Source organism: Streptomyces sp. NPDC001634, assembly GCF_040298185.1.
In the GTDB taxonomy this organism is placed as follows: Bacteria; Actinomycetota; Actinomycetes; order Streptomycetales; family Streptomycetaceae; genus Streptomyces.
Window position 1 is genome coordinate 24,094 of the sequence record NZ_JBEOZU010000076.1, and the last position, 24,353, is coordinate 48,446.

General features: G+C 70.3%; 25 protein-coding genes and 1 pseudogene. 12 read left to right on the forward strand and 14 right to left on the reverse strand.

The window, feature by feature from the left end; translation table 11 throughout:
- The first annotated feature begins 222 nt into the window (after window positions 1-222).
- The gene (locus tag ABT186_RS36135; protein WP_351928690.1) at window positions 223-3,081 is read left to right on the forward strand and encodes a CDP-alcohol phosphatidyltransferase; all 2,859 of its coding nucleotides are present in this window, start codon (window positions 223-225) and stop codon (window positions 3,079-3,081) included.
- On the opposite strand, the gene dusB is transcribed toward ABT186_RS36135, so the two are convergent.
- Window positions 3,082-4,251 carry a tRNA dihydrouridine synthase DusB gene (gene dusB / locus ABT186_RS36140; protein ID WP_351228995.1) on the reverse strand — a complete coding sequence of 390 codons (1,170 nt, stop codon included), beginning with the start codon at window positions 4,249-4,251 and terminating at the stop codon, window positions 3,082-3,084. It lies immediately after the preceding gene.
- 98 nt (window positions 4,252-4,349) lie between these two features.
- Between dusB and ABT186_RS36145 the strand changes: the two genes are divergently transcribed.
- Entirely contained in the window at window positions 4,350-5,795 is a 1,446-nt protein-coding gene (locus tag ABT186_RS36145) for an MFS transporter (RefSeq protein WP_351228993.1), read from the forward strand.
- A 13-nt stretch (window positions 5,796-5,808) separates the two neighbouring features.
- Here ABT186_RS36145 and ABT186_RS36150 read toward each other — a convergent pair whose 3' ends face one another.
- A complete protein-coding gene (locus ABT186_RS36150; RefSeq protein ID WP_351228991.1) occupies window positions 5,809-6,036 on the reverse strand; it encodes a hypothetical protein in 228 nt (75 codons plus the stop codon).
- Between the two features lie 156 nt (window positions 6,037-6,192).
- On the opposite strand from ABT186_RS36150, the gene ABT186_RS36155 reads away from it, so the two are divergent.
- Window positions 6,193-7,872 carry a helix-turn-helix domain-containing protein gene (locus ABT186_RS36155; RefSeq protein WP_351928692.1) on the forward strand — a complete coding sequence of 560 codons (1,680 nt, stop codon included), beginning with the start codon at window positions 6,193-6,195 and terminating at the stop codon, window positions 7,870-7,872.
- 16 nt (window positions 7,873-7,888) lie between these two features.
- Here the strand turns inward: ABT186_RS36155 and ABT186_RS36160 are convergent, their stop codons facing one another.
- Window positions 7,889-8,806 (reverse strand): MmyB family transcriptional regulator, encoded by a 918-nt coding sequence (locus tag ABT186_RS36160; protein WP_351228987.1) that lies wholly within the window; start codon window positions 8,804-8,806, stop codon window positions 7,889-7,891.
- Between the two features lie 101 nt (window positions 8,807-8,907).
- Here ABT186_RS36160 and ABT186_RS36165 point away from each other — a divergent pair, with 101 nt between their 5' ends.
- Complete coding sequence (locus ABT186_RS36165) at window positions 8,908-10,335, forward strand: MFS transporter (RefSeq protein ID WP_351228985.1); 1,428 nt, start codon at window positions 8,908-8,910, stop codon at window positions 10,333-10,335.
- 174 nt (window positions 10,336-10,509) lie between these two features.
- Window positions 10,510-10,716, forward strand: coding sequence for a hypothetical protein (locus ABT186_RS36170; protein WP_351228983.1), 207 nt, complete (start codon window positions 10,510-10,512; stop codon window positions 10,714-10,716).
- Between the two features lie 103 nt (window positions 10,717-10,819).
- Here the strand turns inward: ABT186_RS36170 and ABT186_RS36175 are convergent, their stop codons facing one another.
- Window positions 10,820-11,437 carry a CGNR zinc finger domain-containing protein gene (locus ABT186_RS36175; RefSeq protein ID WP_351228981.1) on the reverse strand — a complete coding sequence of 206 codons (618 nt, stop codon included), beginning with the start codon at window positions 11,435-11,437 and terminating at the stop codon, window positions 10,820-10,822.
- 21 nt (window positions 11,438-11,458) lie between these two features.
- Between ABT186_RS36175 and ABT186_RS36180 the strand changes: the two genes are divergently transcribed.
- Window positions 11,459-11,911, forward strand: a complete 453-nt coding sequence (locus ABT186_RS36180) for a VOC family protein (protein ID WP_351928694.1) — start codon at window positions 11,459-11,461, stop codon at window positions 11,909-11,911.
- A gap of 21 nt (window positions 11,912-11,932) precedes the next feature.
- Here ABT186_RS36180 and ABT186_RS36185 read toward each other — a convergent pair whose 3' ends face one another.
- From ABT186_RS36185 to ABT186_RS36195, 3 genes are all read right to left on the reverse strand, one after another.
- Window positions 11,933-12,529 (reverse strand): TetR/AcrR family transcriptional regulator, encoded by a 597-nt coding sequence (locus ABT186_RS36185; RefSeq protein WP_351228978.1) that lies wholly within the window; start codon window positions 12,527-12,529, stop codon window positions 11,933-11,935.
- 26 nt (window positions 12,530-12,555) lie between these two features.
- Window positions 12,556-13,560, reverse strand: coding sequence for an aldo/keto reductase (locus ABT186_RS36190; RefSeq protein WP_351228976.1), 1,005 nt, complete (start codon window positions 13,558-13,560; stop codon window positions 12,556-12,558).
- A 156-nt stretch (window positions 13,561-13,716) separates the two neighbouring features.
- A complete protein-coding gene (locus ABT186_RS36195; protein ID WP_351228975.1) occupies window positions 13,717-15,099 on the reverse strand; it encodes a glycine--tRNA ligase in 1,383 nt (460 codons plus the stop codon).
- 185 nt (window positions 15,100-15,284) lie between these two features.
- Between ABT186_RS36195 and ABT186_RS36200 the strand changes: the two genes are divergently transcribed.
- The 4 genes from ABT186_RS36200 (at window position 15,285) to ABT186_RS36215 (ending at window position 18,563) form a co-directional block, all read left to right on the forward strand.
- Window positions 15,285-16,244 (forward strand): metal ABC transporter substrate-binding protein, encoded by a 960-nt coding sequence (locus tag ABT186_RS36200; protein WP_351928696.1) that lies wholly within the window; start codon window positions 15,285-15,287, stop codon window positions 16,242-16,244.
- Between the two features lie 17 nt (window positions 16,245-16,261).
- Window positions 16,262-17,029, forward strand: a complete 768-nt coding sequence (locus ABT186_RS36205; protein WP_351228972.1) for a metal ABC transporter ATP-binding protein — start codon at window positions 16,262-16,264, stop codon at window positions 17,027-17,029.
- Window positions 17,029-17,931, forward strand: a complete 903-nt coding sequence (locus ABT186_RS36210) for a metal ABC transporter permease (protein WP_351228970.1) — start codon at window positions 17,029-17,031, stop codon at window positions 17,929-17,931. Before ABT186_RS36205 ends, ABT186_RS36210 begins: the two co-directional genes overlap by 1 nt.
- Window positions 17,932-18,152: 221 nt before the next feature.
- Window positions 18,153-18,563 carry a Fur family transcriptional regulator gene (locus ABT186_RS36215; protein ID WP_351228968.1) on the forward strand — a complete coding sequence of 137 codons (411 nt, stop codon included), beginning with the start codon at window positions 18,153-18,155 and terminating at the stop codon, window positions 18,561-18,563.
- Window positions 18,564-18,634: 71 nt separating this feature from the next.
- Here ABT186_RS36215 and ABT186_RS36220 read toward each other — a convergent pair whose 3' ends face one another.
- The 5 genes from ABT186_RS36220 to ABT186_RS36240 all read right to left on the reverse strand — a co-directional run bounded on the left by ABT186_RS36220 (window position 18,635) and on the right by ABT186_RS36240 (window position 22,204).
- Window positions 18,635-19,468 carry a glycosyltransferase family 2 protein gene (locus ABT186_RS36220; protein WP_351228967.1) on the reverse strand — a complete coding sequence of 278 codons (834 nt, stop codon included), beginning with the start codon at window positions 19,466-19,468 and terminating at the stop codon, window positions 18,635-18,637.
- A gap of 169 nt (window positions 19,469-19,637) precedes the next feature.
- Window positions 19,638-20,489, reverse strand: coding sequence for an isoprenyl transferase (locus tag ABT186_RS36225; RefSeq protein ID WP_351228965.1), 852 nt, complete (start codon window positions 20,487-20,489; stop codon window positions 19,638-19,640).
- Between the two features lie 45 nt (window positions 20,490-20,534).
- Window positions 20,535-21,281: a DNA repair protein RecO gene (gene recO / locus ABT186_RS36230; protein WP_351228964.1), complete on the reverse strand. Its 747-nt coding sequence runs from the start codon at window positions 21,279-21,281 to the stop codon at window positions 20,535-20,537.
- Window positions 21,282-21,303: 22 nt separating this feature from the next.
- A complete protein-coding gene (locus tag ABT186_RS36235; RefSeq protein WP_351928698.1) occupies window positions 21,304-21,930 on the reverse strand; it encodes a DUF1266 domain-containing protein in 627 nt (208 codons plus the stop codon).
- Window positions 21,931-21,988: 58 nt separating this feature from the next.
- Complete coding sequence (locus ABT186_RS36240; protein ID WP_351928700.1) at window positions 21,989-22,204, reverse strand: hypothetical protein; 216 nt, start codon at window positions 22,202-22,204, stop codon at window positions 21,989-21,991.
- Window positions 22,205-22,568: 364 nt separating this feature from the next.
- On the opposite strand from ABT186_RS36240, the gene ABT186_RS36250 reads away from it, so the two are divergent.
- Together ABT186_RS36250 and ABT186_RS36255 are read left to right on the forward strand one after the other, a co-directional pair.
- A complete protein-coding gene (locus tag ABT186_RS36250) occupies window positions 22,569-23,402 on the forward strand; it encodes a helix-turn-helix domain-containing protein (protein ID WP_351228957.1) in 834 nt (277 codons plus the stop codon).
- Window positions 23,384-23,665, forward strand: coding sequence for a DUF397 domain-containing protein (locus ABT186_RS36255; RefSeq protein WP_351228955.1), 282 nt, complete (start codon window positions 23,384-23,386; stop codon window positions 23,663-23,665). The genes ABT186_RS36250 and ABT186_RS36255 overlap by 19 nt, the downstream gene beginning before the upstream one ends.
- A gap of 10 nt (window positions 23,666-23,675) precedes the next feature.
- On the opposite strand, the gene ABT186_RS36260 is transcribed toward ABT186_RS36255, so the two are convergent.
- Together ABT186_RS36260 and ABT186_RS36265 are read right to left on the reverse strand one after the other, a co-directional pair.
- Window positions 23,676-24,119: a hypothetical protein gene (locus ABT186_RS36260; RefSeq protein WP_351228954.1), complete on the reverse strand. Its 444-nt coding sequence runs from the start codon at window positions 24,117-24,119 to the stop codon at window positions 23,676-23,678.
- A gap of 44 nt (window positions 24,120-24,163) precedes the next feature.
- Window positions 24,164-24,353, reverse strand: a pseudogene (locus ABT186_RS36265) (hypothetical protein); the annotation flags it as partial.

Sequence of the window (24,353 nt, forward strand, 5' to 3'; positions counted from 1 at the left end):
ACCCTCGGGTTGCCTCTCAACACACGTTCACCACAGACGACGAAAAAGGCTGGGGCGGCCACGGAGAGGGTCCTGCCGGCGGAGGAAGAACCTGCGGGGGCAGGGAGAGGGACTCCGGGGACGGCCCAGACCGAGCCGGCCCCGGGGGGTCCCCCGGGCCCGCCGTCGGTAGTACTGCCGAAGCAGACAGCGGACGAACGAACCGAGCCTGAGCCGACGACGGTGGAGAAGCCCGCCACGCCGGAGTCGAAGACGGCAACGGAGTCGATGCCGGGCGACGGGAACGCCGGGTCCGCAGCCGGTGGTGCGGCGGATGCCGAGCCCGTGCTCGGGGGCGCGACAGAGGCGGGGTCCGTGTCCGGTGGCGCAACGGAGGCCGGGTCCGGAGCCGGGGGCGCGAGGGGTGCCAGGTCGGCGTCCGGCGTCACGGAGGAGCCCGAGCCGGCCGACGGGGTCGCCGAGTCCATAGCCGACGTGGTGGCTGATGCCGAGCCCGTAGCCGGGGACGCGGCGAAGGCCGAGCCCGCAGCCGGGGGCGCGGCGAAGGCCAAGCCCGCATCCGGCGACGTGGAAGACGCCGGGCCCGCGTTCGGCGACGCCACGGACGCCAAGCCCGCGTCCGGTGACGCGGAAGACACCGAGCCCGCAGCCGGGGGCGCGGCGGAGGCCGAGCCCCTGTCCGGCGACGCGGAAGACGCCGGGCCGGTAGCCGGCGTCGCGGCGGACGCCACACCCCTGCCCGGCGACGCGGAAGACACCGAGCCCGCAGCCGACGGCGCGACACACGCCAAGCCCATATCCCGCCACGCGGCAGACGCCAAGTCCGCCGACACGGACGCCAAGTCCATAGCCCGCGCCACAGCCGACACCGAGCCCGCGCCCGCGCCCGCGGCCACGACGAACGCCGAGCCCCAGACCCAGGCCGCGGCGAAGGCCAAGCCCGCATCCGGCGACGCCGCCCAGACCCGGGCCGCGAAGGATGTCGAGCCCATAGCCGGTGTCGCGGCGGACGCCAAGACCGAGTCCGGCGACGCGGAAGACGCCGAGCCCATAGCCGGTGTCGCGGCCGACGCCCAGTCCGTAGCGGGCATCGTGGCCGATGCCCAGTCGGCGTCCGGCGTCGCGGAGGAGCCCGAGCCGAAGCACGAAGCCGCCGCGGCACACGCGTCCGAGGACGACGCCGCCGCGCACGTGCCCGGGGACGACGCCCGCCCGGTGGCCGACCACTCGGCGAAGCCGACGGCCAAGGCGGCCGCGAACCCCGCGGGCGGAAGTGCTTCGCCCGGCAGGACCGCTTCGGGTGAAGCCCGTACCGACGCGGCAACCGACACCGAGTCCACCGAAGGCGCAGCCGAGACCGGGACCCCCTCCCCCGCCGAAGCCGAGGCGCCTCCCGCGGAAGGCGAAACCCCCACCCGCCGCCGGCGCACCTGGCGGGCCGACCACCCCCTCGTCGCCCGTGTCCTCGGTATCGGCGTCACCCTGCTCGCCGGGGTCATCGTCGTCGCCTCGCTCGTCCTGCCCAACCGGCCCCAGGACATCCAGCCCGCCTATTTCACGCGGCTCCCGGTGGAGGCGCTGATCGGTGCCGTCGTACTGACCGCGCTGCCGCGCCGGACGCGGCTGGTCACGGCCTGGCTCGGCGGGATCGTGCTCGGCGTGATGACCCTGCTCAACCTGCTGGACATCGGCTTCAACCAGTACCTCGGCCGCGGCTTCAACGTCATCCTCGACTGGCCCCTCTTCAGCGACGCCTACTCCTACCTCAAGGACACCCTCGGCGGGGCGGGCGCCCTGGGCACGCTGATCGCCGTCATCGCGATCGTCCTCGCCGTGCTCGTCGTCTCGGCGCTCGCCGTCGTCCGGCTCAGCAACCTGATGGTCCGCCACCGGGCCACCACCACGCGTGTCGTCCTCGTGCTGAGCATGGTGTGGATGACCTGCCAGTCCCTCAGCCTGCAGTACCAGGGTGTGCCGGTGGCCGCCGACCGCACCGTGTCGACGCTCCAGTTCCGCTCCGACAACATCCGTCAGACCATCCGCGACGAACGGGAGTTCGCCAAGATCGCCAAGGTCGACGCCTTCGGCAACACCCCGGCCTCCCAGCTCGTGCCGGACCTGCGCGGCAAGGACATGATCTTCACCTTCATCGAGAGCTACGGCCGCAGCGCGATCGAGGACCCGATCATGGCGCCCGGCGTCGACAAGACCCTCGACGACAGCACCGCGGCCCTGGCCAAAGCCGGCTTCCACGCCAAGAGCGGCTGGCTGACCTCGGCGACGTACGGCGGCAGCAGCTGGCTCGGTCACTCCACGTTCCTGTCGGGCCTGTGGATCGACAACCAGAACCGCTACCGCACGGTCACCGCGAGCGACCACCTCAGCCTCACCAAGGCCTTCAAGAAGACCGGCGCCTGGGACACGGTCGGCATCATGCCCGGTGTGCAGAAGGGCTGGCCGGAGGCGAAGTTCTACGGCCTCGACAAGGTCTACAACGCCTTCCAGATGGGCTACAAGGGCCCGAAGTTCAGCTGGTCGACCATGCCGGACCAGTACGCCCTGGAGGCCTTCCAGCGCCTGGAGCACAGCAAGAAGCGCGACAAGCCGCTGATGTCGGAGATCATCCTGACCTCCAGCCACACTCCCTGGGCGCCCATCCCCCAGATGGTCGGCTGGGACCAGCTGGGCAACGGCTCGATCTTCGACGGCATCCAGAAGGCCGGCCACCCGTCCTCGTACACGTACACCAGCGACGTCCACTCGAAGGAGGAGTACGGCAAGTCCGTCCAGTACTCGGTCACCAGCCTGACCCAGTTCCTGGAGCGCTACGGCAACGACAACACCGTGCTTGTCTTCCTCGGCGACCACCAGGCGAACGCCCACGTCAGCGGCAACCGCGCCAGCCATGACGTGCCGTGCGTGATCGTCGCCAAGGACCCGAAGGTGCTCGCGAAGATCGCCGACTGGGGCTGGTCCGACGGCCTGCGGCCCGCGCACAACGCCCCGGTGTGGAAGATGAGTTCGTTCCGCGACCGCTTCCTGACGGCATTCGGCTCGACGCCGCACCCGTCGAAGGGCTGATCAGCCGCCCGAGGTGTCCAGCTCCGCGTCCTCGCCGACCCCCGCGCAGTCGTACGGGTCCTTCAGCCAGCCGTCCGGCAGCACCACCCGGTTGTTGCCGGACGTACGGCCGCGGGGCCCGTCGGCGCCCACCGGCCAGGCCTGGTCGAGGTCCAGCTCGTCCAGGCCGGCCCGGAGTTCCTCCAGCGACGAGGTGATCGCGAGCCGCTTGCGCATGTCCGAACCTACCGCGAAGCCCTTCAGGTACCAGGCCACGTGCTTGCGGAAGTCGATGACCCCGCGCGACTCGTCGCCGATCCACTCGCCGAGCAGGGTGGCGTGCCGGACCATGACATCGGCCACTTCGCGCAACACCGGCCGCCGACTGTATCCATCCGTGCCTCCGGCACGGGCGGTACGCCCCTCGAAGGCCGCCACCAGGTCCGCGAACAGCCATGGGCGGCCGAGGCACCCACGCCCCACAACCACTCCGTCGCAGCCCGTCTCGCGCACCATCCGCAGCGCGTCCTCGGCCGACCAGATGTCGCCGTTGCCGAGCACGGGGATCTCCGGCACATGCTCCTTCAGCCGCGCGATCGCGTCCCAGTCCGCCGTGCCCCCGTAGTGCTGGGCCGCCGTACGGCCGTGCAGCGCAATGGCCGTGACGCCCTCCTCGACGGCGATCCGCCCGGCGTCGAGGTAGGTGATGTGGTCGTCGTCGATGCCCTTGCGCATCTTCATGGTGACGGGGAGGTCGCCGGCGCCGCTGACGGCTTCCCGCAGGATCGCCCGCAGCAGGTTGCGCTTGTACGGGAGGGCCGACCCGCCGCCCTTCCTCGTCACCTTCGGCACCGGGCAGCCGAAGTTCAGGTCGATGTGGTCGGCCAGGTCCTCCTCCGCGATCATGCGGACGGCCTTGCCGACGGTCGCCGGGTCCACGCCGTACAGCTGGATCGAGCGCGGCTTCTCGGTCGCGTCGAAGTGGATCAGCTGCATGGTCTTCTCGTTGCGCTCGACCAGCGCCCGGGTCGTGATCATCTCGCTCACGAACAGCCCCTTGCCGCCGCTGAACTCCCTGCACAGCGTGCGGAACGGCGCGTTCGTGATCCCGGCCATGGGCGCGAGCACGACGGGCGGCTGGACTGCGTGCGGGCCGATCTGCAACGTCGGGGTCATCGTGGGCGTGGACATTCCCCCATTGTCACGTACGCGGGCGGGTACTCGGCACTGCCGATCATGTAGCGACAATTAGTTAGACACACTATCGATTTTGGCGTACGATGGGCCGCATGCCCGAGCTCAGCCCCCGCCGGCGCCTGCTGGTGCTCGCGATCTGCTGCATGAGCCTGCTGATCGTGAGCCTCGACAACACCGTCCTGAACGTCGCGCTGCCCTCCATGCAGAGGGAGTTGCACGCGAGCGTGGCGGGCCTGCAGTGGACCATCGACGCGTACACGCTGGTCCTGGCCTCGCTGCTGATGCTCGCGGGCTCGACGGCGGACCGCATCGGCCGCCGCAGGGTCTTCCAGACCGGTCTTGTGCTCTTCACGATCGGCTCGGTCCTGTGCTCTCTCGCCCCGAATCTGGCCCTGCTGGTCGCCTTCCGCATGGTGCAGGCCGTGGGCGGTTCGATGCTCAACCCGGTCGCGATGTCGATCATCACCAACACCTTCACGGACCCGCGTGAGCGCGCCCGCGCGATCGGCGTGTGGGGCGGGGTGGTCGGCATATCCATGGCGGCGGGCCCGATCGTCGGCGGTCTGCTGGTCGACTCGGTCGGCTGGCGCTCGATCTTCTGGATCAACCTGCCGGTGGGCGTCGCCGCGCTGCTGCTCACCTTTCTGTACGTCCCGGAGTCCCGCGCCCCGAAGGCGCGCCGCCCGGACCCGGTGGGCCAGCTCCTGGTGATCGTTCTGCTGGGCTCCCTGACGTACGCGATCATCGGGGCGCCGGACTCGACCGCCGGGCACACCCTGGCCTTCGGCGCGCTTGCGCTGGCCGCGCTGCTCGCCCTGCTCCGGTACGAGCCCCGGCGCGCGGAGCCCCTCATCGACCTGCGCTTCTTCCGTTCGGTGCCGTTCAGCGGGGCGACGGTGATCGCGATCAGCGCGTTCGCGGCGCTCAGCGGCTTCCTGTTCCTGTCGACGCTCTACCTGCAGAACGTACGCGGTCTGGACGCGCTGCACGCGGGCCTGTGGATGCTGCCGATGGCGGTCATGTGCTTGGTGTGCGCCCCGGTCTCCGGCCGGCTGGTCGGCAACCGCGGCCCCCGCCTCTCCCTGCTGACGGCCGGGATCACGATGACGGCGAGCGGTCTGCTGTTCGCGGCCTTCGAGGGCGAGACGTCGAACGTCACTCTGGTGATCGGCTACGTCCTCTTCGGCCTGGGCTTCGGCTTCGTGAACGCGCCCATCACCAACACGGCCGTCTCCGGCATGCCGCGCGCCCAGGCCGGGGTCGCCGCCGCCGTGGCCTCCACCAGCCGCCAGATCGGCGGCACGCTGGGCGTCGCGGTGGTCGGCGCGGTCCTGGCCTCGGGCGTGCACGCGGGCCCGTACAAAGAGGTGTTCGTCCAGGCCGCCCGCCCCGGCTGGTGGATCCTCACCGGCTGCGGCCTTGCGGTCCTGGCCCTGGGCATCCTGACGACGGGCCGCTGGGCACGCGGGACGGCGGAACGGGCCGCGGGCCGGTTCCATGAGACCGAGGTACGGGACACGACGGGCGTGCGCGCATAGTCCGCGACCGGCGTCATCGCCGCTCGATGACCTGGTTGAACAGCGCGAGCGCCCCGCCGCCGGCGCCTCCCGCGGTCACGACGGCCTCGGGCCACGGGTGGTGCGCCGCAAGCCAGAGGGCTCCGGCCGCCACCGCGGTGAGAACGGACAGCAGGAGCACGAGCGCGCCCCTCATGCCGATCAGTGCCCCGCTCGGCGCCGGAGGCTCAGAAGGCCGGCCCTGGGGTGACGGCTCGATCACGATGTACTCCCTCGGAAACGCAACGGGTTGTGCGGTGTTCTCACGCCACACGGTGCTGCGGAGGGCCGTTCGGTTGCACCGCTTCACGCGGAAGTCGTCCGAAGTCGGACCGGGGCCGCACGGTCCGTCGGTACAGTTCCGAACGGAACCGAACGGTTGACCGCGAGGACGGGGGCGGCGGTGGGGAACGACTGGTTGCCGGATCCGGAGTCCATCCAGACCCGGGCCGACCTGGCACACGGTCTCCAGGCGCTGCGTGAGGGGGCGGGCCGAAGTTACGGACGGGCGGCGAGGGCGGCCGGGGTCTCCCGGTCGACGGCCAACGCCATGTGCCGGGGACAGTCCCTCCCCAGAGAGGAAACGCTCGATCGGTTCGTGAAGGCCCTGGGGGCGGACCCGGCGCCGTGGACGAAGGCGCTCCGCCGCATCAGGCGCAACGAGGCGGGTGAGGTTCCGCCTCCCGCCTCCGCCCGCCCGGCCGCGGACGTCATCGTCGAGCTGCGGCCCTGGGTGACGTACTACGACCGGGACACCTACCCGCAGGAACTGCTCCGGAACGTCCCCACCGAACCCGAGGACGGCTGGCCGGAAGGCGGTGATCTCGCCGAATTCCCCGCGCTTCTGGGGCGCCTGACGAGCTGCCATGTCCGCGTGCAGGCCGTGACCTGTCATCGCGGGATCGCCGTACCCGTCGACTCGCCCGAGCGGTTCTGGGCGCTGGTGGCGACCGACATCGTGTTGCGTGAGTCCGGCGGCCGCCGGTTCGAAGGCTCCCGTAAGTGGCTGGTCAGGCAGACCGAGGAGATCATCGGCGGGCAGGGCGCAGGGCAACCGGGCCGACTGGCGCTGATCTGGCGGACGTTGTTCGAGGTGCTGCTGCAGGGCGAGGATCCGGCACGCTGCGCCTGGCCGCCACGGCAGATCGTCAAGGATGTCGCCGACGCGTTGAACGCGAAACCGCTCCGCCTGCGCAGGGTGATGGACTGGCTGTTCGAGGTCTTCCCCGCCGACGACATCGTGGGCGACGGCCTGCGGGAGGCTTGGGAGCAATACACGGCCACACGGTTCCCGGGCCTGTCGAGCGCCGACTCCGGCTCCTTCGCCCCGCGGCTCGTCCCCATCGCCGGGGGGAATCTGTGCCCGTATCCCTTCCAAGCGATGCGCTTGCCGCTCACCGAACGTCATCTGGCGCTTCTGCTGGGCAAGGCGGCATCAGCCGATACCGGCCTGCCGCTTCCGTACCTGCTCGGCTCACAGTCCGAGGAGAGGGGCGACACCCTGGGGAAGTTCCTCCGCGATCTGATCGGCCGCTGTCTGGTGCTCACGCGGTCCGAATCCGACGAGGACTGGGTCTGGGCGGTGCCCACGGCGCCCGAATGGCTGGAGCTGTCCGGCTGTGCGACCGACGGCCGACTGTATCCCTGGGGGACGGAGTTGCCGACACCCCGCCACGCCAACCTCCGTTATCCCGGCGGGCCTAAGGCGGTGAAACCGGTGGGGCTGCAGTCCGAGGGCAAGTCGCACACCGATGTCTGGGACTGCTGCGGCAACGTCCATGAAGTCGTCGTGTGGCGCCCGCGCTTTCTCGATCAAAAGGCCCCCGCCCTGCCCGACTTCCGCCTGGCGGGGGCGAGTTTCCGCAACCGGCCCGAGAACGCCTCGTGCTGGACCTTCCGCCGGTTCATCCCGGAACCCTGGCTGCCGTCCCGGCAGAACGTCGGCCTCCGGCTCATCAAGTACCGCAGCACGGACGCCGTCCTGCGGACGCAGGCGCTCAAGGACTTCCACAGCATGCGGCAGCGGCCGCACGGGGTGGAAAGCGGCACCCCGGACTGAGCTGAGCCGCACTGAGCTAAGCCGCCGCCCTCTCCCTCTCCACCGCGATCGTCAGCAGTCTCTCCAGCCCCCTGCGCGACTCTGCGTCGGCCGGCGCATACGTCACCATCCGCGACCCGTTGTGCGGCCCCAGCCACAGATCCGTATGGTCCAGCGTGAGCAGGCCGACGTGAGCGTTGCGGAACTGCTTCCGCTTGCTGCGGGCGCCCACCACCTCGTGCCGCTCCCAGTTCTCGCGGAACTCGGCGGACTCGGCCGTCAGTCGCTTGAGCAGCATCTTCCAGGTGGGATCGCCGAGATTGCCGGCCATGGCACCGCGCAGCTTGGCGGCCATGAGCCGCAAGGCCTCTTCGCGCTGCACCATCGACGTCTTCCAGTCGGCGTTCGTGTAGGCCAGCACCATGCAGTTGCGGTCCACCGGCGCCACGGCGTCGAGGTCGCAGAGCAGCAGCCCGTACGTGCGGTTGTAGGCGAGGATGTCGTACCGGCTGTTCTGGATGCAGGCCGGTATCGGCTCCAGCTGTTCCAGGAGGGCGCGCTGGGCCGGGGTGATGCCCGGGCAGTTCGAGCCGGGCGTGGGGTCGACGGCCCCGGCCAGGTTGAACAGATGGGCACGCTCACCGGGGTCGAGCAGCAGGGCGCGGGCGAGGGCGTCGAGGACCTGGACGGAGACCTGGATGTCCCGGGCCTGCTCCAGCCAGGTGTACCAGGTGACGCCGACCGCGGAGAGCTGTGCGACCTCCTCGCGGCGCAGCCCCGGAGTACGGCGGCGCCGGCCGCGGGGCAGTCCGACCTGCTCGGGGGTGATGTGCTCGCGGCGGTGCCGGAGGAACGCGGCCAGCTCGTGCCGCCGGAAGTCGGATTCGCGAGTCTCGCGAGCCTCGGACTCCCGGGCCTTTGAAGCCGTCGGCGTCTCCTGCACCATGGTCGTCATGCCTCCACCCTGCCGTCCTCAGGACCCTGTTTCCAGGTAGTGCTTGTACCAGGATAAAGAAACTCTGGTACCACCCTGAGAGAAGGCGGAGTCTCGAAGGCGTGACCGAAACTCTGACTTCCCGTACCGTCCGCTCGCCGGTGGCGGAGCCCCAGTTGGGCGGGCTCGGACTGTTCACGGTGCTGCTGGCCGCGGCACTTCCCCTCATCGACTTCTTCATCGTCAACGTCGCCCTCCCGACGATGGGCAAGGACCTGCACGCGAGCGAGGCGGTCCTCGAACTCGTCGTCTCCGGGTACGGGCTCGCGTACGCCGTCCTGCTCGTCCTGGGCGGCCGCCTGGGCGACCTCTTCGGCCGGCGTGAGCTCTTCCTCGGCGGGATGGCGGCGTTCGGCGTGACCTCGCTGGCGTGCGGGCTCGCGCCGAACGCCTGGACGCTGGTGGCGGCTCGCGTCGCGCAGGGCGCGGCGGCCGCGGCGATGCTGCCGCAGGTGCTCGCCACGATCCAGGCCGCGACCAGCGGGCACCGCCGTGCCAAGGCGATGGGCCTGTACGGCGCGACGGCCGGACTCTCCATGGTCGCCGGACAGATCCTCGGCGGCGTGCTCGTGGCCGCGGACATCGCGGGCACCGGCTGGCGGTCGGTGTTCCTCGTCAACGTCCCGGTCGTGGTGGTCGGCCTGGTCCTGGCCGCGCGGACCATCCCGGAGACCCGCTCGCAGCACCCGGAGCCGGTGGACGGCCCCGGCACCGTACTGCTCGCCGTGTCGCTGCTGACCCTGCTCGCGCCGCTGACCGAGGGCCGCGCGGCGGGCTGGCCGCTGTGGACCTGGCTGGCGCTGGCCGCGTTCCCGTTCGTGGCGTGGGCGTTCTACGCCGTCGAGCGCCGGGCGGACCGGCAGGGCCGTACGCCGCTGGTTCCGCCGAGCCTGTTCGCACTGGTGTCGCTGCGCCGCGGGCTGATCATGATCGTGCCGTTCTCCATCGGCTTCAGCGGGTTCATGTTCGTGATCGCGGTGGCACTGCAGCGCGGCGCCGGGCTCGGTCCGGTGGCGGCGGGGCTGACGCTCACGCCCATGGCGGTGGTGTTCTTCCTCGTCTCGCTGTGGGGGCCGCGTCTCGTCGCCCGTTTCGGCACCCGCGTGGTGACCGCCGGCGGGCTGATCCAGGGGGTCGGTGTGGCGCTGATGACGCTCGCCGCCTGGCGCTCCTGGCCGCACCTGGGCTTCGTCGAGCTGCTGCCGGGCGCGGCGGTGGCCGGTGCCGGCCAGTCCCTCCAGCTCCCGGTCGTCCTCCGGCTCATCCTCTCCGAGGTGCCGCCGGCCCGGGCGGGCGTCGGCAGCGGCGTCATGGTCACCACCCAGCAGTCGGCGCTGGCGCTGGGCGTGGCGACGCTCGGCTCCCTCTTCCTGGCCCTGGTGCCCAGCATGGGCATGCGGGACGCGCTGGTGACCACGCTCCTGGTCCAGCTGGCCGGGATCGCCCTGACGATCGCCCTGAGCATGCGCCTGCCACGCACGATCGGCTAGCGCGGCTCCGGCCGGGCGGTGCCCCGCGCCCCTCAGGGGGCGCGGGGCCGCCGGGTGCCCGGAGAGGGCCCGCCGGGACCGGTCCACCGATTCGACGCCCAATACCCCCCGTTGATCTTCCCGTTGCTGCACACTCCTTGCTGCGCAAGCGGACAGGTACTTCCTGGAGGCGTCATGCTGCAGATCAACACGAGCAAGGTCAGCCGCTGGGACCAGCACGGGCGCGAGCACGTGGTACGGGTCCAGCGGGCGGGAGTGCAGCGCACGATCAGCTGCGAGACATGTGGCTGGCGCAAGAACGCGCAGTTCCTGCCGTGGCTGAAGGCGGAGGAACACCTCGCGGAGGCACACCAGGCGACGGTGGACCCGGCGGAGGGTTAGCCGCCGAGGGCCACCGCGATGTCGTCCGGCACCCCGGTCCGGTGCGGACGGTGGCCACGCACCTCACCGGCGACTGCGGAGGCGGAGCCGGTGGGCATCGCCATCACCCTTCCTCGGATCGGCGGGCGCGCAGTGTCCGCACCTTGTGGCGGTTGCCGCAGTGCTCCATGGAGCACCAGCGGCGGCGGCCCGGACGGGATGTGTCGACGTACACCAACTGGCAGTCGTCGGCGGCGCACATGCGGATGCGATGCGCGCAGGGGCCGGTGAGCAGGTCCACGGCGTCGCGGGCGACGGTGGACAGCAGCTGGGCGCCAGTGCCGGGCCCGGCCCAGGCCCGTGCGCCGTCGGCGCCGATGGCGGGGGTGAGGGGCGGCCGTGTGGCCGCGTCGTTGACGATGCCTACGTCGTCCGCGGCACCCGGTGCCCCTTCCGTACGCGCGATGACGACCCGCCACAGCGCATCCCGCACCCTCCGTGCCGCCGTGAGCTCGTCCTCTGCGATCTCCAGGACGGGCGCCGGTGACAGCCGGGACCGCTGCGCCCAGGCGGCCAGGTCGGCGGGCTCGTACAGCGTCTCGTACCGCCGGAAGGCTCCCGGCCCGCCCGTGGTGAGCAGCTCCAGGCTCAGGGCGCCCGCGTCGAATCGGTAGGCGGCCCCGGTGTGGGACCGCAGCACGATTCCGTTCCCCTCGGCCCCGCTCATGGACGACGACCCCATGTAACCAATATAACCGGTTACATGACACTGGACTGGAAGCTGGTCGTGGACGCCCGTGACGCCCTTGCCCTGGCGGACTTCTGGGCGGCGGCACTGGGGTACGAGGTCGAGGACAACAGCGCGCTGATCGCCCGTCTGCTGGCGGCGGGCCAGTTGCCGCAGGCGGCGGTCGCCGAGCACAACGGCACGCGTGTCTTCCGGGGTTTCGCGGCGATCCGGCACCCTCAGGACCCGTACGACGAGGAGACGGGCATCGGCCGGGGCCGCCGCATCCTCTTCCAGGACGTCCCGGAGCCGAAATCCACGAAGAACCGCCTGCACATCGACGTCCACGCCGGCCCCGACGCCCGCGACGCGACGGTCGCCCGCCTGGAGTCCCTGGGCGCCACCCGCGTCGAGGAGGAGGACAAGGGTCCGGGCGGCCGCTGGTGGGTCATGCGGGACCCGGAGGGCAATGAGTTCTGCGTCGCCTGAGCGCGGTGAGCACGGTCCGCGTCAGGCGTCGGCCCGCAGCCCTCGCACCAGAAGGTCCACCACCGCCGCGAACTCCTCCTCGACCCCCGGCTGCCGCCACTCCGCCGCGTGGGCCGGGTCGTGGAAGCGCCCGGTCGCCTGGAAGACCGCACGGGCCGTGACCGCCGGGTCGGGGGTGGCTGCGAACGTGCCGCGTGCGACACCGTCACGGACGATCGCCGTGAGCTGGGCGGTCAGCTCCACGATGTGCTGGTCCACCGCCTCACTGCTCTCCCCGGCCAGCACGCTGAAGGTGGCGAACAGCTCGGGGTCGTCCCCCGCCTTGCGCCGCTTGGCGTCGAAGAGCGCCCGCAGCCAGTCCCGCAGCCGTGCCTCGGGATCCCGCCCCTCGGTGACGAACCCGGCCAGGACCTCGGCCGTACGGTCAAGCCACCGCTTCGTGACCGCGTCCCGCAGCGCCGCCTTCGTACGGAAGTGGCGGTACACGCTGCCATGGCTGACGCCGAGCGCACGGGCCACGTCCACCACGGTGGCCTTGGCCGGGCCGTGGCGGCGCAGCACCTCCTCGGTCGCCTCGAGGATGCGCTCGGCGGTCAGGGTCTCGGTGCTCGGTGCCATGACCTAGACCGTACCCGGCACCGGGATCACTCCTTCGTGCCGAGGCGCGTCATGTGCGAGGCGGGGTAGCGGTCGCCGGCCGCCGCATCCGCAGGTACGGCCTCCTCGATCGCCGTCAGGTCGGCCTCGTCCAGTGTCACGTCCAGCGCACCCAGCGACTCCGCCAGCCGCTCCCGGGTGCGTGCGCCGACCAGCGGCACGATGTCCTCACCGCGTGAGAGCACCCAGGCGATCGCGATCTGCGCGACCGTCACGCCCTTCTGCTCGGCGATCTTCCGCAGCGCCTCGACCAGGTTCAGATTGTGCTGGAGGTTCTCGCCCTGGAAGCGGGGCGAGAACGCCCGGAAGTCGCCCGCGGCGAGCTGCCGGTCGCGGGTGAAGTGGCCGGAGATCAGACCGCGGGACAGGACGCCGTAGGCGGTGATGGCGATGCCCAGCTCGCGGGTGGTCGGCAGGATCTCGTCCTCGATGTCCCGCGAGATCAGCGAGTACTCGATCTGCAGGTCGGCGATCGGTGCGGTGGCGGCGGCCCGGCGGATGATGTCGGCGCCGACCTCGCTGAGGCCGATGTGCCGGACATACCCCTTCTCGACCAGTTCCGCGATCGCGCCGACCGTCTCCTCGATCGGCACGTCCGGGTCGGCGCGGGCGATGCGGTAGACGTCGATGTGGTCGACGCCGAGGCGCTGGAGCGAGTACGCGGCGAAGTTCTTCACGGCGGCGGGGCGGCCGTCGTAGCCGACCCAGTTGCTCTCCGGGTCGCGCAGGGCGCCGAACTTCACGCTCAGCAGGGCCTGTTCACGACGGGCCGCGGGGGCGGCGCGCAGGGCCTCGCCGATCAGCATCTCGTTGTGGCCCATGCCGTAGAAATCGCCGGTGTCGAGCAGAGTCACGCTCGCTTCGAGGGCGGCATGGATGGTGGCGATGGACTCGGCCCGGTCCGCCTCGCCGTAGAACGCGGACATGCCCATGCAGCCGAGGCCGAGGGCCGAGACCTGGGGGCCGGTGGTGCCGAGGGGGCGGGTGTGCATGACAGCTCCTTGGTATTCCGTGGACCTTTCTCCAGCATCACATGACAGCTGACAGATTTCAATATCTGTCAGCTGTCATGTGATGCTGGGCGCGAAAAAACGCCGGGCGGGCTGGAAACTCCAGCCCGCCCGGCGTCCGGGAACTTCGCGAAGCGACTAGCAGCCGATGAGCCGCCCGGCCAGGTAACCCTCGATCTGGTCGAGGGACACACGCTCCTGCTTCATCGAGTCCCGCTCACGCACCGTCACCGCATTGTCGTCCAGCGTGTCGAAGTCGACCGTCACGCAGTACGGCGTACCGATCTCGTCCTGGCGCCGGTAGCGGCGGCCGATCGCGCCCGCGTCGTCGAACTCGATGTTCCAGTGCTGGCGCAGTGCCTGCGCCAGACCCTTGGCCTTCGGGGACAGCTCCGGGTTCCGGGACAGCGGCAGCACCGCGACCTTCACGGGAGCCAGGCGGTGGTCCAGGCGCAGCACCGTGCGCTTCTCCATCTTGCCCTTGGCGTTCGGCGCCTCGTCCTCGACGTAGGAGTCGAGGAGGAAGGCCAGCATGGTGCGGCCGACACCGGCCGCGGGCTCGATGACATAGGGGGTCCAGCGCTCGCTGGCCTCCTGGTCGAAGTAGGAGAGGTCCTGGCCGGAGGCCTTGGAGTGCGCACCCAGGTCGTAGTCCGTCCGGTTCGCGACACCCTCCAGCTCGCCCCACTCGTTGCCGCCGAACTGGAAGCGGTACTCGATGTCGGCCGTGCGCTTGGAGTAGTGGGAGAGCTTCTCCTTCGGGTGCTCGTACCAGCGCATGTTCTCTTCACGCAGGCCAAGGCCCGTGTACCAGTTCCAGCGCTCCTGCATCCAGTACTCGTGCCACTTCTCGTCCTCGCCCGGCTTGACGAAGAACTCCATCTCCATCTGCTCGAACTCGCGGGTGCGGAAGATGAAGTTGCCCGGCGTGATCTCGTTGCGGAACGACTTGCCCATCTGCGCGATGCCGAACGGCGGCTTGCGGCGCGAGGTCTGCTGGACCTGGGCGAAGTTGGTGAAGATGCCCTGCGCGGTCTCGGGGCGCAGATACGCGATCGAGCCGCTGTCCTGCGTCGGGCCGAGGTGGGTGGAGAGCAGACCGGAGAACTGCTTGGGCTCGGTGAACATGCCCTTGTTGCCGCAGTTGGGGCAGTTGACGTCCGCGAGGCCGTTCTCCGGGAGGCGGCCGTGCTTGGCCTCGTACGCCTCTTCCAGGTGGTCGGCGCGGAAACGCTTGTGACAGGAGGTGCACTCGGTCAGCGGGTCGGTGAAGGTGGCGACGTGACCGGAGGCCACCCAGACCTCGGTCGCCAGGATCACCGAAGAGTCGATACCGACGACGTCCTCGCGCGACGTCACCATGTAGCGCCACCACTGGCGCTTGATGTTCTCCTTGAGCTCGACACCCAGCGGTCCGTAGTCCCAGGCGGCACGCTGACCGCCGTAGATCTCGCTGCACGGGAATACGAAGCCACGGCGCTTGCTCAGGCTGACGATGGTGTCGATCTTGTCGGCGGCCACGGTGCTCTCTTCATTACGACGACGGGCGACGAAGCGACTGCTTCAGAGCATTGCTTCAGAGCGAATGCTTCAGGTTACCGGCGGGGGCTCCCCTCCAATCAAATCGGTATGGCACCTCGGGCACACCGACGCCTTACCCGGAGGCTTGTTGACAACGGTTTCCATATTTGTTGAAAATGACTGTCATGAACGTACGACGACGCCTCATACCGGCGGCCGCCCTGACCGGGGTCACCGCACTCACGCTCGCGGCGACCTCCGCCTGCTCCTCCGCCGGCGCCGCGGCCGGCAACACCGGCAAGTTCGACGTCGTCGCGTCCTTCTATCCGATGGCCTTCCTCGCCGAGCAGATCGGCGGGAACTACGTGCACGTGACCAGTCTGACGCAGCCCGGCCAGGAACCGCACGACCTGGAGATCAGCGCCAAGCAGACCGCGCAGCTCCAGGAGTCCGACGCGGTCCTCTACCTCAAGAACCTCCAGCCCTCCGTCGACGACGCGGTGGCCCAGTCCGAGGTCAGGACCAAGATCGACGCCGCCTCCCTGACCACCCTTGAGGAGCACGGCAACGAGGTCGGCGGACACGCGGCCGCCCGCGACACGACCAAGGGCGAGGAGTCCGGCGGCAAGGACCCCCACATCTGGCTCGACCCGGTGCGCTACGCCGAGGTCGCCAAGGGCGTCGGCAAGGCCTTCGAGAAGGCGGACCCCAAGCACGCGGACACGTACCGGAAGAACACCGACGCTCTGGTCAAGAAGCTCGACGACCTCAATACGCAGTTCGCGCAGGGCCTGAAGAACACCAGGAGCAAGGTCTTCATCACCACGCACGCCGCCTTCGGCTACCTCGCCGAGCGCTACGGCCTCACCGAAGAGGCCATCAACGGCCTGGACCCGGAGTCCGAGCCCAGCGCCGCCCGCGTCCGCGACCTCGAGAAGATGGCGCAGGCCGACGGCGTCACCACGGTCTTCTACGAGACGCTCGTCAGCGACAAGACCGCGCAGACCATCGCCAAGGACGCGAACCTCAGGACGGACGTCCTCGACCCGATCGAGGGCATCACGCCGAAGTCCCGCGGCACCGACTACTTCTCGGTCCAGGAAGCGAACCTCAAGGCTCTGCAGACAGCCCTGGGAACCAAGTGATCATTACGGAGGACGGCATGACCCAGCCCGTCATATCGCTGCGCGGCGTCCGCGCCGACCTGGGCTCGCGCCCCGTCCTGCGCGGCATCGACCTCACCGTGCACCGCGGAGAGGTCGTCGCGCTGCTCGGGGCGAACGGCTCGGGCAAGTCGACCGCCGTGCGCAGTGTGATCGGCCAGGTGCCGGTGAGCGCCGGCGAGGTCGAGCTGTTCGGCACCCCGCAGCGCCGTTTCCGCGACTGGCGGCGCGTCGGATACGTGCCGCAGCGCACCACGGCCGCGGGCGGCGTGCCCGCCACGGTGACCGAGGTGGTCTCCTCCGGCCGGCTCTCCCGGGCCCGCTTCGGCATCCTGCGCGGGGCCGACCACGAGGCGGTACGACACGCCCTGGAGCTGGTCGGCATGGCGGACCGGGCGAAGGACTCCGTCAACGCGCTGTCCGGCGGCCAGCACCAGCGTGTGCTGATCGCCCGCGCGCTCGCCTCCGAACCCGAACTGCTGATCATGGACGAACCGATGGCGGGCGTCGACCTGGCGAGCCAGGAGGTGCTCGCACAGACGCTCAAGGGCCAGGTGGCGTCCGGCGCGACCGTGCTGCTGGTGCTGCACGAACTGGGCCCCCTGGAGCCGCTGATCGACCGGGCGGTCGTCCTGCGCGACGGCTGCGTCCTGCACGACGGCCCGCCCCCGAAGGCCGTCGGCCAGCATGCCCTGCCCGGCCACGACCACGTACACCCGCACGCGACGGCGGGCACCGAACCGATCCGTACGGGGCTGCTGAGCTGATGGACTTCCTGAACTACGCCTTCATGCAGCGGGCCCTGCTCGCCGCCGTCCTGGTCGGCATCACCGCGCCGGCCGTCGGCATCTACCTCGTACAGCGACGCCAGGCTCTGATGGGCGACGGCATCGGCCATGTGGCGATGACGGGCGTCGGCCTGGGCTTCCTGCTGTCCACCTCCCCGGTGTGGATGGCGACGGCCGTCTCCGTCCTCGGCGCGGTCCTGATGGAACTGATCCGCTGGTACGGAAGGACGCGCGGCGACATCGCGCTCGCGATGCTCTTCTACGGCGGCATGGCCGGCGGCGTGATGTTCATCAACCTCGCGCCCGGCGGCTCGAACGCGAACCTGACCTCGTATCTGTTCGGCTCGCTCTCCACGGTGTCGCAGTCGGACGTCGTGGCGATCTGCCTGCTCGCGGCCTTCGTCGTGCTGGTCACCCTCGGCCTGCGCCGCCAGCTCTTCGCGGTCAGCCAGGACGAGGAGTTCGCGCGGGTGACGGGCCTTCCGGTGCGCGCGCTGAACCTGCTGACGGCGGTCACCGCGGCGGTGACGGTGACGGTCGCGATGCGCGTGGTGGGTCTGCTCCTGGTCTCCGCCCTGATGGTGGTCCCGGTGGCGGCGGCGCAGCAGCTGGGCCGCAGTTTCGCGGCGACCTTCGCGATCGCGGTCGCCATCGGTGTGACCGTGACCACCAGCGGCACGATCACGTCGTACTACCAGGACGTACCGCCCGGCGCGACGATCGTGCTGCTGACGATCGCGGCGTTCATCGCGCTGACGGCGCTGGCCGCTCCGCTCGCCCGGCGGCGCGCCCGCGCGACGGCCGCCGCGCAGTCCTCCGGGGACCCGGTGGAGTGCGCGATTCCAGCCACGCGGGACGCGACCGACGAGGTCGGAGTCTGACCGCGCACAGGCCGGGCTGGCACAATGGCCCGGCAAGGCACAGATGTGAGCCGCGAGAGAGCCGGAGGAGCGCGCCGGTACCGAGGGCGATGGGGGTCCCCCTGCTCGAGCGAAGTCGAGAGCTTGGGGGAGCGCGGAGGCCCGAAGGGCTGAGCACGGTCGCGGTCTCGGCACCGGCTCAAAGCGCCCCGTAGGCGAACGAGCCCTCGAAGGAGACAACGGTGACTACCGCCGGCCCGCCCGTCAAGGGACGATCCACCCGCCAGCGTGCCGCCGTGGCTGCGGCGCTGGCCGAGGTCGACGAGTTCCGCAGCGCGCAGGAACTCCACGACATGCTCAAGCACAAGGGTGACTCGGTGGGCCTGACGACGGTCTACCGCACGCTGCAGTCCCTCGCCGACGCGGGCGAGGTCGACGTCCTGCGCACCTCCGACGGCGAGTCGGTCTACCGCCGCTGCTCCACGGGCGAACACCACCACCACCTCGTGTGCCGCGTCTGCGGCAAGGCCGTCGAGGTCGAGGGCCCGGCGGTGGAGAAGTGGGCCGAGGCGATCGCGGCGGAGCACGGCTACGTGAACGTCGCCCACACGGTGGAGATCTTCGGCACGTGCGCGGAGTGCTCCGCACACTGAGCCCGGTCCGGGTGCCGGGGCCGCTGCGGGACCCCGGCTCCCGGTCGTCACGGCCGCGAACGGCCGTCCCGCTATCGGACCGCCGACCGGCTGCTGAAGTGAACCGGCGCCGACGGGCCGCTCATCGGCATCGGCCTGCGGACGGTGCTGAACAGCCGGGCCAGGACGGCCGAACGGCCCTGATCCGCCTTGTTCGGCGCGATGGCGGCCACCCCCGCACGGAGCCACTCGTCCCAGTCCGGACGGTCGGCCGGGTCCAGGCGTCCATGGGCCTCGGCCATGTCCAGGATCCTGGTGCCTATCTCGGTCGCCATCGAGCCCCCGTGGAAGCGGAAGCGGCTGCCGATGACACCGAGGTGACACACGTTCACCTGCCCGCCGGACAGGGCGACGGAGATATTGAGGAAGGTCTCGACACCGAAGTCCGGCGGCAGCGGGGCGGCGCGCAGGAAACGGGTGCGGACGGCACGGTACCCCGTGAGGGCGTTGGCCCCGTGGAAGCCGACCTCCGGGAAGAACCGGGCGGTGAGCGGCTCGTAGATGGTGAACGTGGACGCCAGGATGGTGCCCGGGTGGTCGTACTCGTAGTCACCGACCACATGGTCCGCCGTACCACCGGCCGCGGTCTCGCGGAGCAGCGCGGCGACATTCCGTTCCGACGAGACGAGGTCGGCGTCGAGGAAGCACGTCCACTCGCTGTCCACCGCCGACACGGCCAGTTGCATGGCCGCGCCCTTGCCGAGCGGACCGCCGAGCACCTCCGCACCGGCCTCGCGTGCCCGCCGGGCCGTGTCGTCGGTCGACCCGCTGTCCACGACCAGCACACGGTCACCGGGCTGTGCGGCCGCGAGGGCCTGGCCGACGATCGTGGCCACCGTGGCCTCTTCGTTGTGTGCAGGAATCACGAAAGCGAACAAGCTGAACCCCCGTAGGATCGAGCAGTCACTCATGATCCTAATCGCACACGCGCACGATCCATTCCCGCCCGAAGCAGCGCTCCAGGCCCGAAGCAGCGCTCCAGCGCTCTCGACGGCCCTGCGCGGCCGTCGGCGGCGTGCGCGGGCGGCACGGTGGCTACGAGGTGGCCGGCCGGCCCTGCATGTCCCGTTCCATGGCCAGCAGCTCCTCGTTCGGGATCGCCCCGCCGAAGCGGCGGTCGCGGGAGGCGAACTCCACGCACGCCCGCCACAGGTCACGCCGGTCGAAGTCCGGCCACAGCACGTCCTGGAAGACCATCTCGGCGTAAGCGCTCTGCCAGATCAGGTAGTTGGAGGTGCGCTGCTCGCCGCTCGGCCGCAGGAACAGATCCACGTCCGGCATGTCCGGGTAGTAGAGGTACTTCGCGAGAGTCTTCTCGGTGACCTTCGACGGGTCGAGCCTGCCCGCCTTCACGTCCTCCGCCAGGGCCTGCGCCGCGTCCGCGATCTCGGCCCGGCCGCCGTAGTTCATGCAGAAGTAGAGCGTGAGTTTGTCATTGCCCTTGGTCTGCTCCTGGGCGACCTGGAGTTCCTTGGCCACCGACTTCCACAGCTTGGGCATCCTGCCCACCCAACGCACCCGGATACCGAGGTCGTCGAGCTGGTCGCGGGTCTTGCGGATGAAGTCGCGGTTGAAGTTCATCAGGAAGCGCACCTCGTCCGGCGAGCGCTTCCAGTTCTCGGTGGAGAAGGCGTACAGGGAGATGTTCTCGACGCCCATCTCGATCCCGCCCTGCAGCACGTCCAGAACGCGCTCGGCGCCCACCTTGTGCCCCTCGGTGCGCGGCAGCCCCCGCTGCTTGGCCCAGCGCCCGTTGCCGTCCATGACGATCGCCACATGCTTCGGGATCAGCTCGCCCGGGAGCTTCGGCGCGCGGGCCCCGGACGGGTGCGGCTCAGGCGTCCGGTACTCGCGGCGCTGACGTCCCAGGAACCCGCGTACGGCCATGTGCTTCTCGCTCCTCGTTCTGCTGTCTGCCGTCGATCTGCTGTCTTACTGTTCCACGTACCGAAGCGAGCGCAGTCCGCGCTCCAGGTGCCAGTGCAGATACGCCGACACCAGTCCGCTGCCCTCCCGGATGTACCGCGGCTCGCATGCGTCCGCGGTCTCCCAGTCTCCCGTCAGCAGAGCGCCGAGCAGTTCGAGGGCCCCCGGCGAGGGTACGACGCTGCCGGGCACCCGGCAGTCGCCGCAGACGACCCCGCCGGACGCCACCGAGAAGAACCGGTTGGGCCCGGACATACCGCATCTCGCGCAGTCGCTGAAGCTGGGCGCGTAGCCGTTGACCGCGAGGGAGCGCAGCAGGAACGCGTCGAGGACGAGATTCGGGGCGTGCTCACCCCGGGCAAGGGTCCGCAGCCCCCCGACGAGCAGCAGATACTGCTGAACGGCCGGCTCGCCCTCATGGTCCGTGAACCGCTCGGCGGTCTCCAGCATGGCCGTCCCGGCGGTGTAGCGCGCGTAGTCGGTGACGATCCCGCCCCCGTAGGGAGCGATGGTCTCGCTCTGCGTGCACAGGGGCAGCCCACGCCCCACCAGCTCGCTGCCCCGCGCGAAGAACTGCACGTCCACGTGGGAGAAGGGTTCCAGCCGAGCCCCGAACTTCGACTTGGTCCGCCGTACGCCGCGGGCCACGGCGCGTACACGTCCGTGACCGCGCGTGAGCAGCGTGATGATCCGGTCCGCCTCACCCAGCTTCTGGGTGCGCAGCACGATGCCGTCGTCGCGGAACAGACTCATGGACTCATTCTCGCGTACGGAGTCAGCGCGCGTGGTCGGGGTTGTAGATCGCGTCCCAGGGTGCCAGGTTCCAGGGGCTCGCCCGGTTCGCCGGGTCGAGCAGGGAGCGCAGATGGGCGTCGGCCACGTCCTGCGGGGCGGGGAGGTCCGCGTCGGAGACCACCCCCCGCAGCCCGTCCCGCCACACCTTGCGCCCCAGCAGATAGTGATCGGCGTACTCGTGCCAGGAGGCGTACGTCTTCGCGACCACCGGCACGATGCTCTTCAGCGCGGTCCAGGCCTCGGCCTCGTTGATCATCCCGCACCCGAAGCCGCGGCGGGCGATGTCGACGTACAGGGCGGTGCCCCAGGCCAGCGGTGTGACGCCGAGGATCTGGTGGGCCCGCGCCCGGTAGCCGGTGCGCGCCAGCCCGCCGAGCCGGCCGACCAGCTTGTCACGCGAGGTGATCTCCCACTGGTCGGCCAGCCACCGCCGGGCGCTGTCGTCGTCGATCCGGGTGAACGGGTACAGGGTGGTCCGCGAGGCGTTGCGGTCCCGGTTGACCGGCGCGCTCAGCGACACCATCCACAACTGGTGCGTCGTGAGCGGGACGGGGTACCGGCGCTCGGCCCTCGGTTTTCTCCATCTCGTCAAGCTCCACAAGCCCATGCGCCCGCACCCTACGTCATGCCGCACGCGCCCCCGTGGGGGCCGCGGATCCGCCGCTTCAAGGGACCTCGCCACGGCTGCGTGCGTTGGCGTACGCCGTGGCCGCGCGGAGGCGCTCCGCCTGTGTCGCGACCCGCACGGCCTCCGGCTCGACATCCCACTCCTTGCCCCCGCCGTAGGGTCTCAGCTGCACGTACGGCCCCTCGTGCCCCATCACCATGCCCACCCTTCCGGTGCGGATGTCGACGGCGTACGACCCGATCGGCGGCTTCATCCCACCTCCGTGACCCGCTGCGCACGGAGGGCGGCCGCGAGCCGGGCGGCGACATCGACGGAACAGCCGCCCAATTCCACGAGCGGACAGGGCGCCTCACGCGCCAGGCTCGCCGGGTCGAGCCGGAGCGACGGCAAAGCAATTCCGGCGTCCGCAAGCGCCGTCCGCAATTCCTTCACGGTTTCCTCCGCCTCTTCGACGCAGCGCGCCGAGTGTCGTCCCCCGAGTGATACGTGTACTGCAGCCACCGTGCTCCCCTTCCTCTCCGAGTTTTACCCTTCGCGCCTCAATGGTGACGCTCTGCATCTACACTCGGCAGGAGTCTGTGCTCTACAAGTGCGAGGCAGTAGAGGGGCGTTGGGCTATGGCCAACGGTTCGCGCCAGGCGGCGTGGGAGTTCTTCGGCGCGGAGCTGAAACGACGCCGGGAGAACGCGGGATTCACTCAAGTGGAGCTGGGCGCACGCGTTTTCGTCTCGGGCGGCTACATCGGCCAGTTCGAACAGGCTATTCGTAAACCGCAGTTGGACGTGGCGCAGCGGATTGACGAGGCCCTGCAAACCGAGGGTTTTTTCGAGCGCACGTGGCGAAAGCTGATTGATGACAAGCGGTATGCGGATTACTTCGCGGCCGTGGTCGAGTTGGAGCGGCTGGCGACGAAGATCTGCGAGTTCGCGCCGACTTTGGTGCCGGGGTTGTTGCAGACGGCGGAGTACACGCGAGCGGTGACGCTGGCGAGCAACCCGTTCGTCACCGAGGAGTACATCCAGGAGAAGGTGACGGCTCGCGTGGAACGGGCCCAGATCCTGGCTGACGCCACGCGGCCCGTGTACTGGGTGATCCTGCACGAGCACGTGCTGCGCATTCCGGTCGGCGGTGACGCCGTGATGGCCGCGCAGTTGGACCACATCGTGGAGCTGGCACGCCAGCGGAAGGTCCTGGTGCAGGTGCTGCCGGCCAGTGTGGGCGCATACCCGCTCATGGGCCGCATGGTCAGGCTCTTCGAGTTCGAGGATGCACCGCCAACCGCCTATACAGAGGCGGTGTATTCGGGGAACCTGCTCGACGATCCGGCCCTGGTGAAGCGTGTGCAGGGGGCATACGATCTGCTCAGGGCCGCCGCGCTGCCGCCGAAGGCGTCCCTGGCCCTGATCGAATCGGCGGCGGAGGACTACAGACGATGCGCGGGTACGACCTGAGCAACGCCCGCTGGCGCAAGAGCAGCCGCAGCGACGGCAACGGCGGCAGCTGCGTCGAGGTCGCGTACGACTTCCCCGGCGCCGCCCGCTGGCGCAAGAGCACGTACAGCGACGACAACGGCGGCGACTGCGTCGAGGTCGCCGACGGAGTCCCCGGAGTCGTCCCCGTCCGCGACAGCAAGGTCCCCGGCGGTCCCGTACTCCTCATCGGCTCGGTGGCGTGGACGGAGTTCATCGGCGCCGTGGAGACCGCCCGCTTCTGACGCTTCGGATTCAGGCTTCCGGGGCCAGGCAGACCGGGAGCGGGCCGGCGGAGGGCGCCGGGTCGGCGAGGCAGGCGGCGGCGCGTTCCGGGCCCAGGAACGGGACCAGCACGGAGAAGGCCAGGCCCGGCAGCAGGCCGGGCAGCTCGGCGGTCCGGCCGGCGGCGATCCGCCGGTAGATCGCTGAGTACACGCCGCCGACCACCGTATCGACCAGTTCCTCGGCGGGGACGGGAAGTTCGGTCTCGGGCAGGTCGGTGAAGAAGTCCCGGAAGCGGGCCAGCAGCTCCTCGCGCGCCTCCCGCCCGGCAGGGCCGACCGCGTCGATCTCCACGATGGCCATGGTCGCGAACGCGGGCGCCTCGGCGAGGATGCCGAGCATCGCGCCGAGCCCGGCGCGCACCCGGCTCGGCCAGTCGGCTCCCGTGAAACTACTCCCGCTCCGAGCGCTCATGGCGATCCTCGCGGTCGTCACCGCGACCACCCTCGCCACCGTTCCTAAAGACTGAGTGGGAGTGAGTCCTGTTGCCAGGACCCATGCTCAGCCGCGTGCCCCGAACGGTGTTGGGTACGCTGGTCGGCCGCTTTCACTTCGCACCCGGCGCCATCGGATCGTGTCCGTGGTCCGGGGATGCGGGGGCGGCGTTCCTCACGCCTTCGGGTGCCGTGTCCGGCCTGGGCGGTCCGA

Coding starts and splice junctions, on each gene's coding strand:
- dusB (WP_351228995.1), bottom strand. CDS start 4,251: ATGTCCACGCCCACGATGACCCCGACGTTGCAGATCGGCCCGCACGCA.
- ABT186_RS36145 (WP_351228993.1), top strand. CDS start 4,350: ATGCCCGAGCTCAGCCCCCGCCGGCGCCTGCTGGTGCTCGCGATCTGC.
- ABT186_RS36160 (WP_351228987.1), bottom strand. CDS start 8,806: ATGACGACCATGGTGCAGGAGACGCCGACGGCTTCAAAGGCCCGGGAG.
- ABT186_RS36170 (WP_351228983.1), top strand. CDS start 10,510: ATGCTGCAGATCAACACGAGCAAGGTCAGCCGCTGGGACCAGCACGGG.
- ABT186_RS36175 (WP_351228981.1), bottom strand. CDS start 11,437: ATGGGGTCGTCGTCCATGAGCGGGGCCGAGGGGAACGGAATCGTGCTG.
- ABT186_RS36180 (WP_351928694.1), top strand. CDS start 11,459: ATGACACTGGACTGGAAGCTGGTCGTGGACGCCCGTGACGCCCTTGCC.
- ABT186_RS36185 (WP_351228978.1), bottom strand. CDS start 12,529: ATGGCACCGAGCACCGAGACCCTGACCGCCGAGCGCATCCTCGAGGCG.
- ABT186_RS36190 (WP_351228976.1), bottom strand. CDS start 13,560: ATGCACACCCGCCCCCTCGGCACCACCGGCCCCCAGGTCTCGGCCCTC.
- ABT186_RS36200 (WP_351928696.1), top strand. CDS start 15,285: ATGAACGTACGACGACGCCTCATACCGGCGGCCGCCCTGACCGGGGTC.
- ABT186_RS36205 (WP_351228972.1), top strand. CDS start 16,262: ATGACCCAGCCCGTCATATCGCTGCGCGGCGTCCGCGCCGACCTGGGC.
- ABT186_RS36210 (WP_351228970.1), top strand. CDS start 17,029: ATGGACTTCCTGAACTACGCCTTCATGCAGCGGGCCCTGCTCGCCGCC.
- ABT186_RS36225 (WP_351228965.1), bottom strand. CDS start 20,489: ATGGCCGTACGCGGGTTCCTGGGACGTCAGCGCCGCGAGTACCGGACG.
- recO (WP_351228964.1), bottom strand. CDS start 21,281: ATGAGTCTGTTCCGCGACGACGGCATCGTGCTGCGCACCCAGAAGCTG.
- ABT186_RS36235 (WP_351928698.1), bottom strand. CDS start 21,930: ATGGGCTTGTGGAGCTTGACGAGATGGAGAAAACCGAGGGCCGAGCGC.
- ABT186_RS36240 (WP_351928700.1), bottom strand. CDS start 22,204: ATGAAGCCGCCGATCGGGTCGTACGCCGTCGACATCCGCACCGGAAGG.
- ABT186_RS36250 (WP_351228957.1), top strand. CDS start 22,569: ATGGCCAACGGTTCGCGCCAGGCGGCGTGGGAGTTCTTCGGCGCGGAG.
- ABT186_RS36255 (WP_351228955.1), top strand. CDS start 23,384: ATGCGCGGGTACGACCTGAGCAACGCCCGCTGGCGCAAGAGCAGCCGC.
- ABT186_RS36260 (WP_351228954.1), bottom strand. CDS start 24,119: ATGAGCGCTCGGAGCGGGAGTAGTTTCACGGGAGCCGACTGGCCGAGC.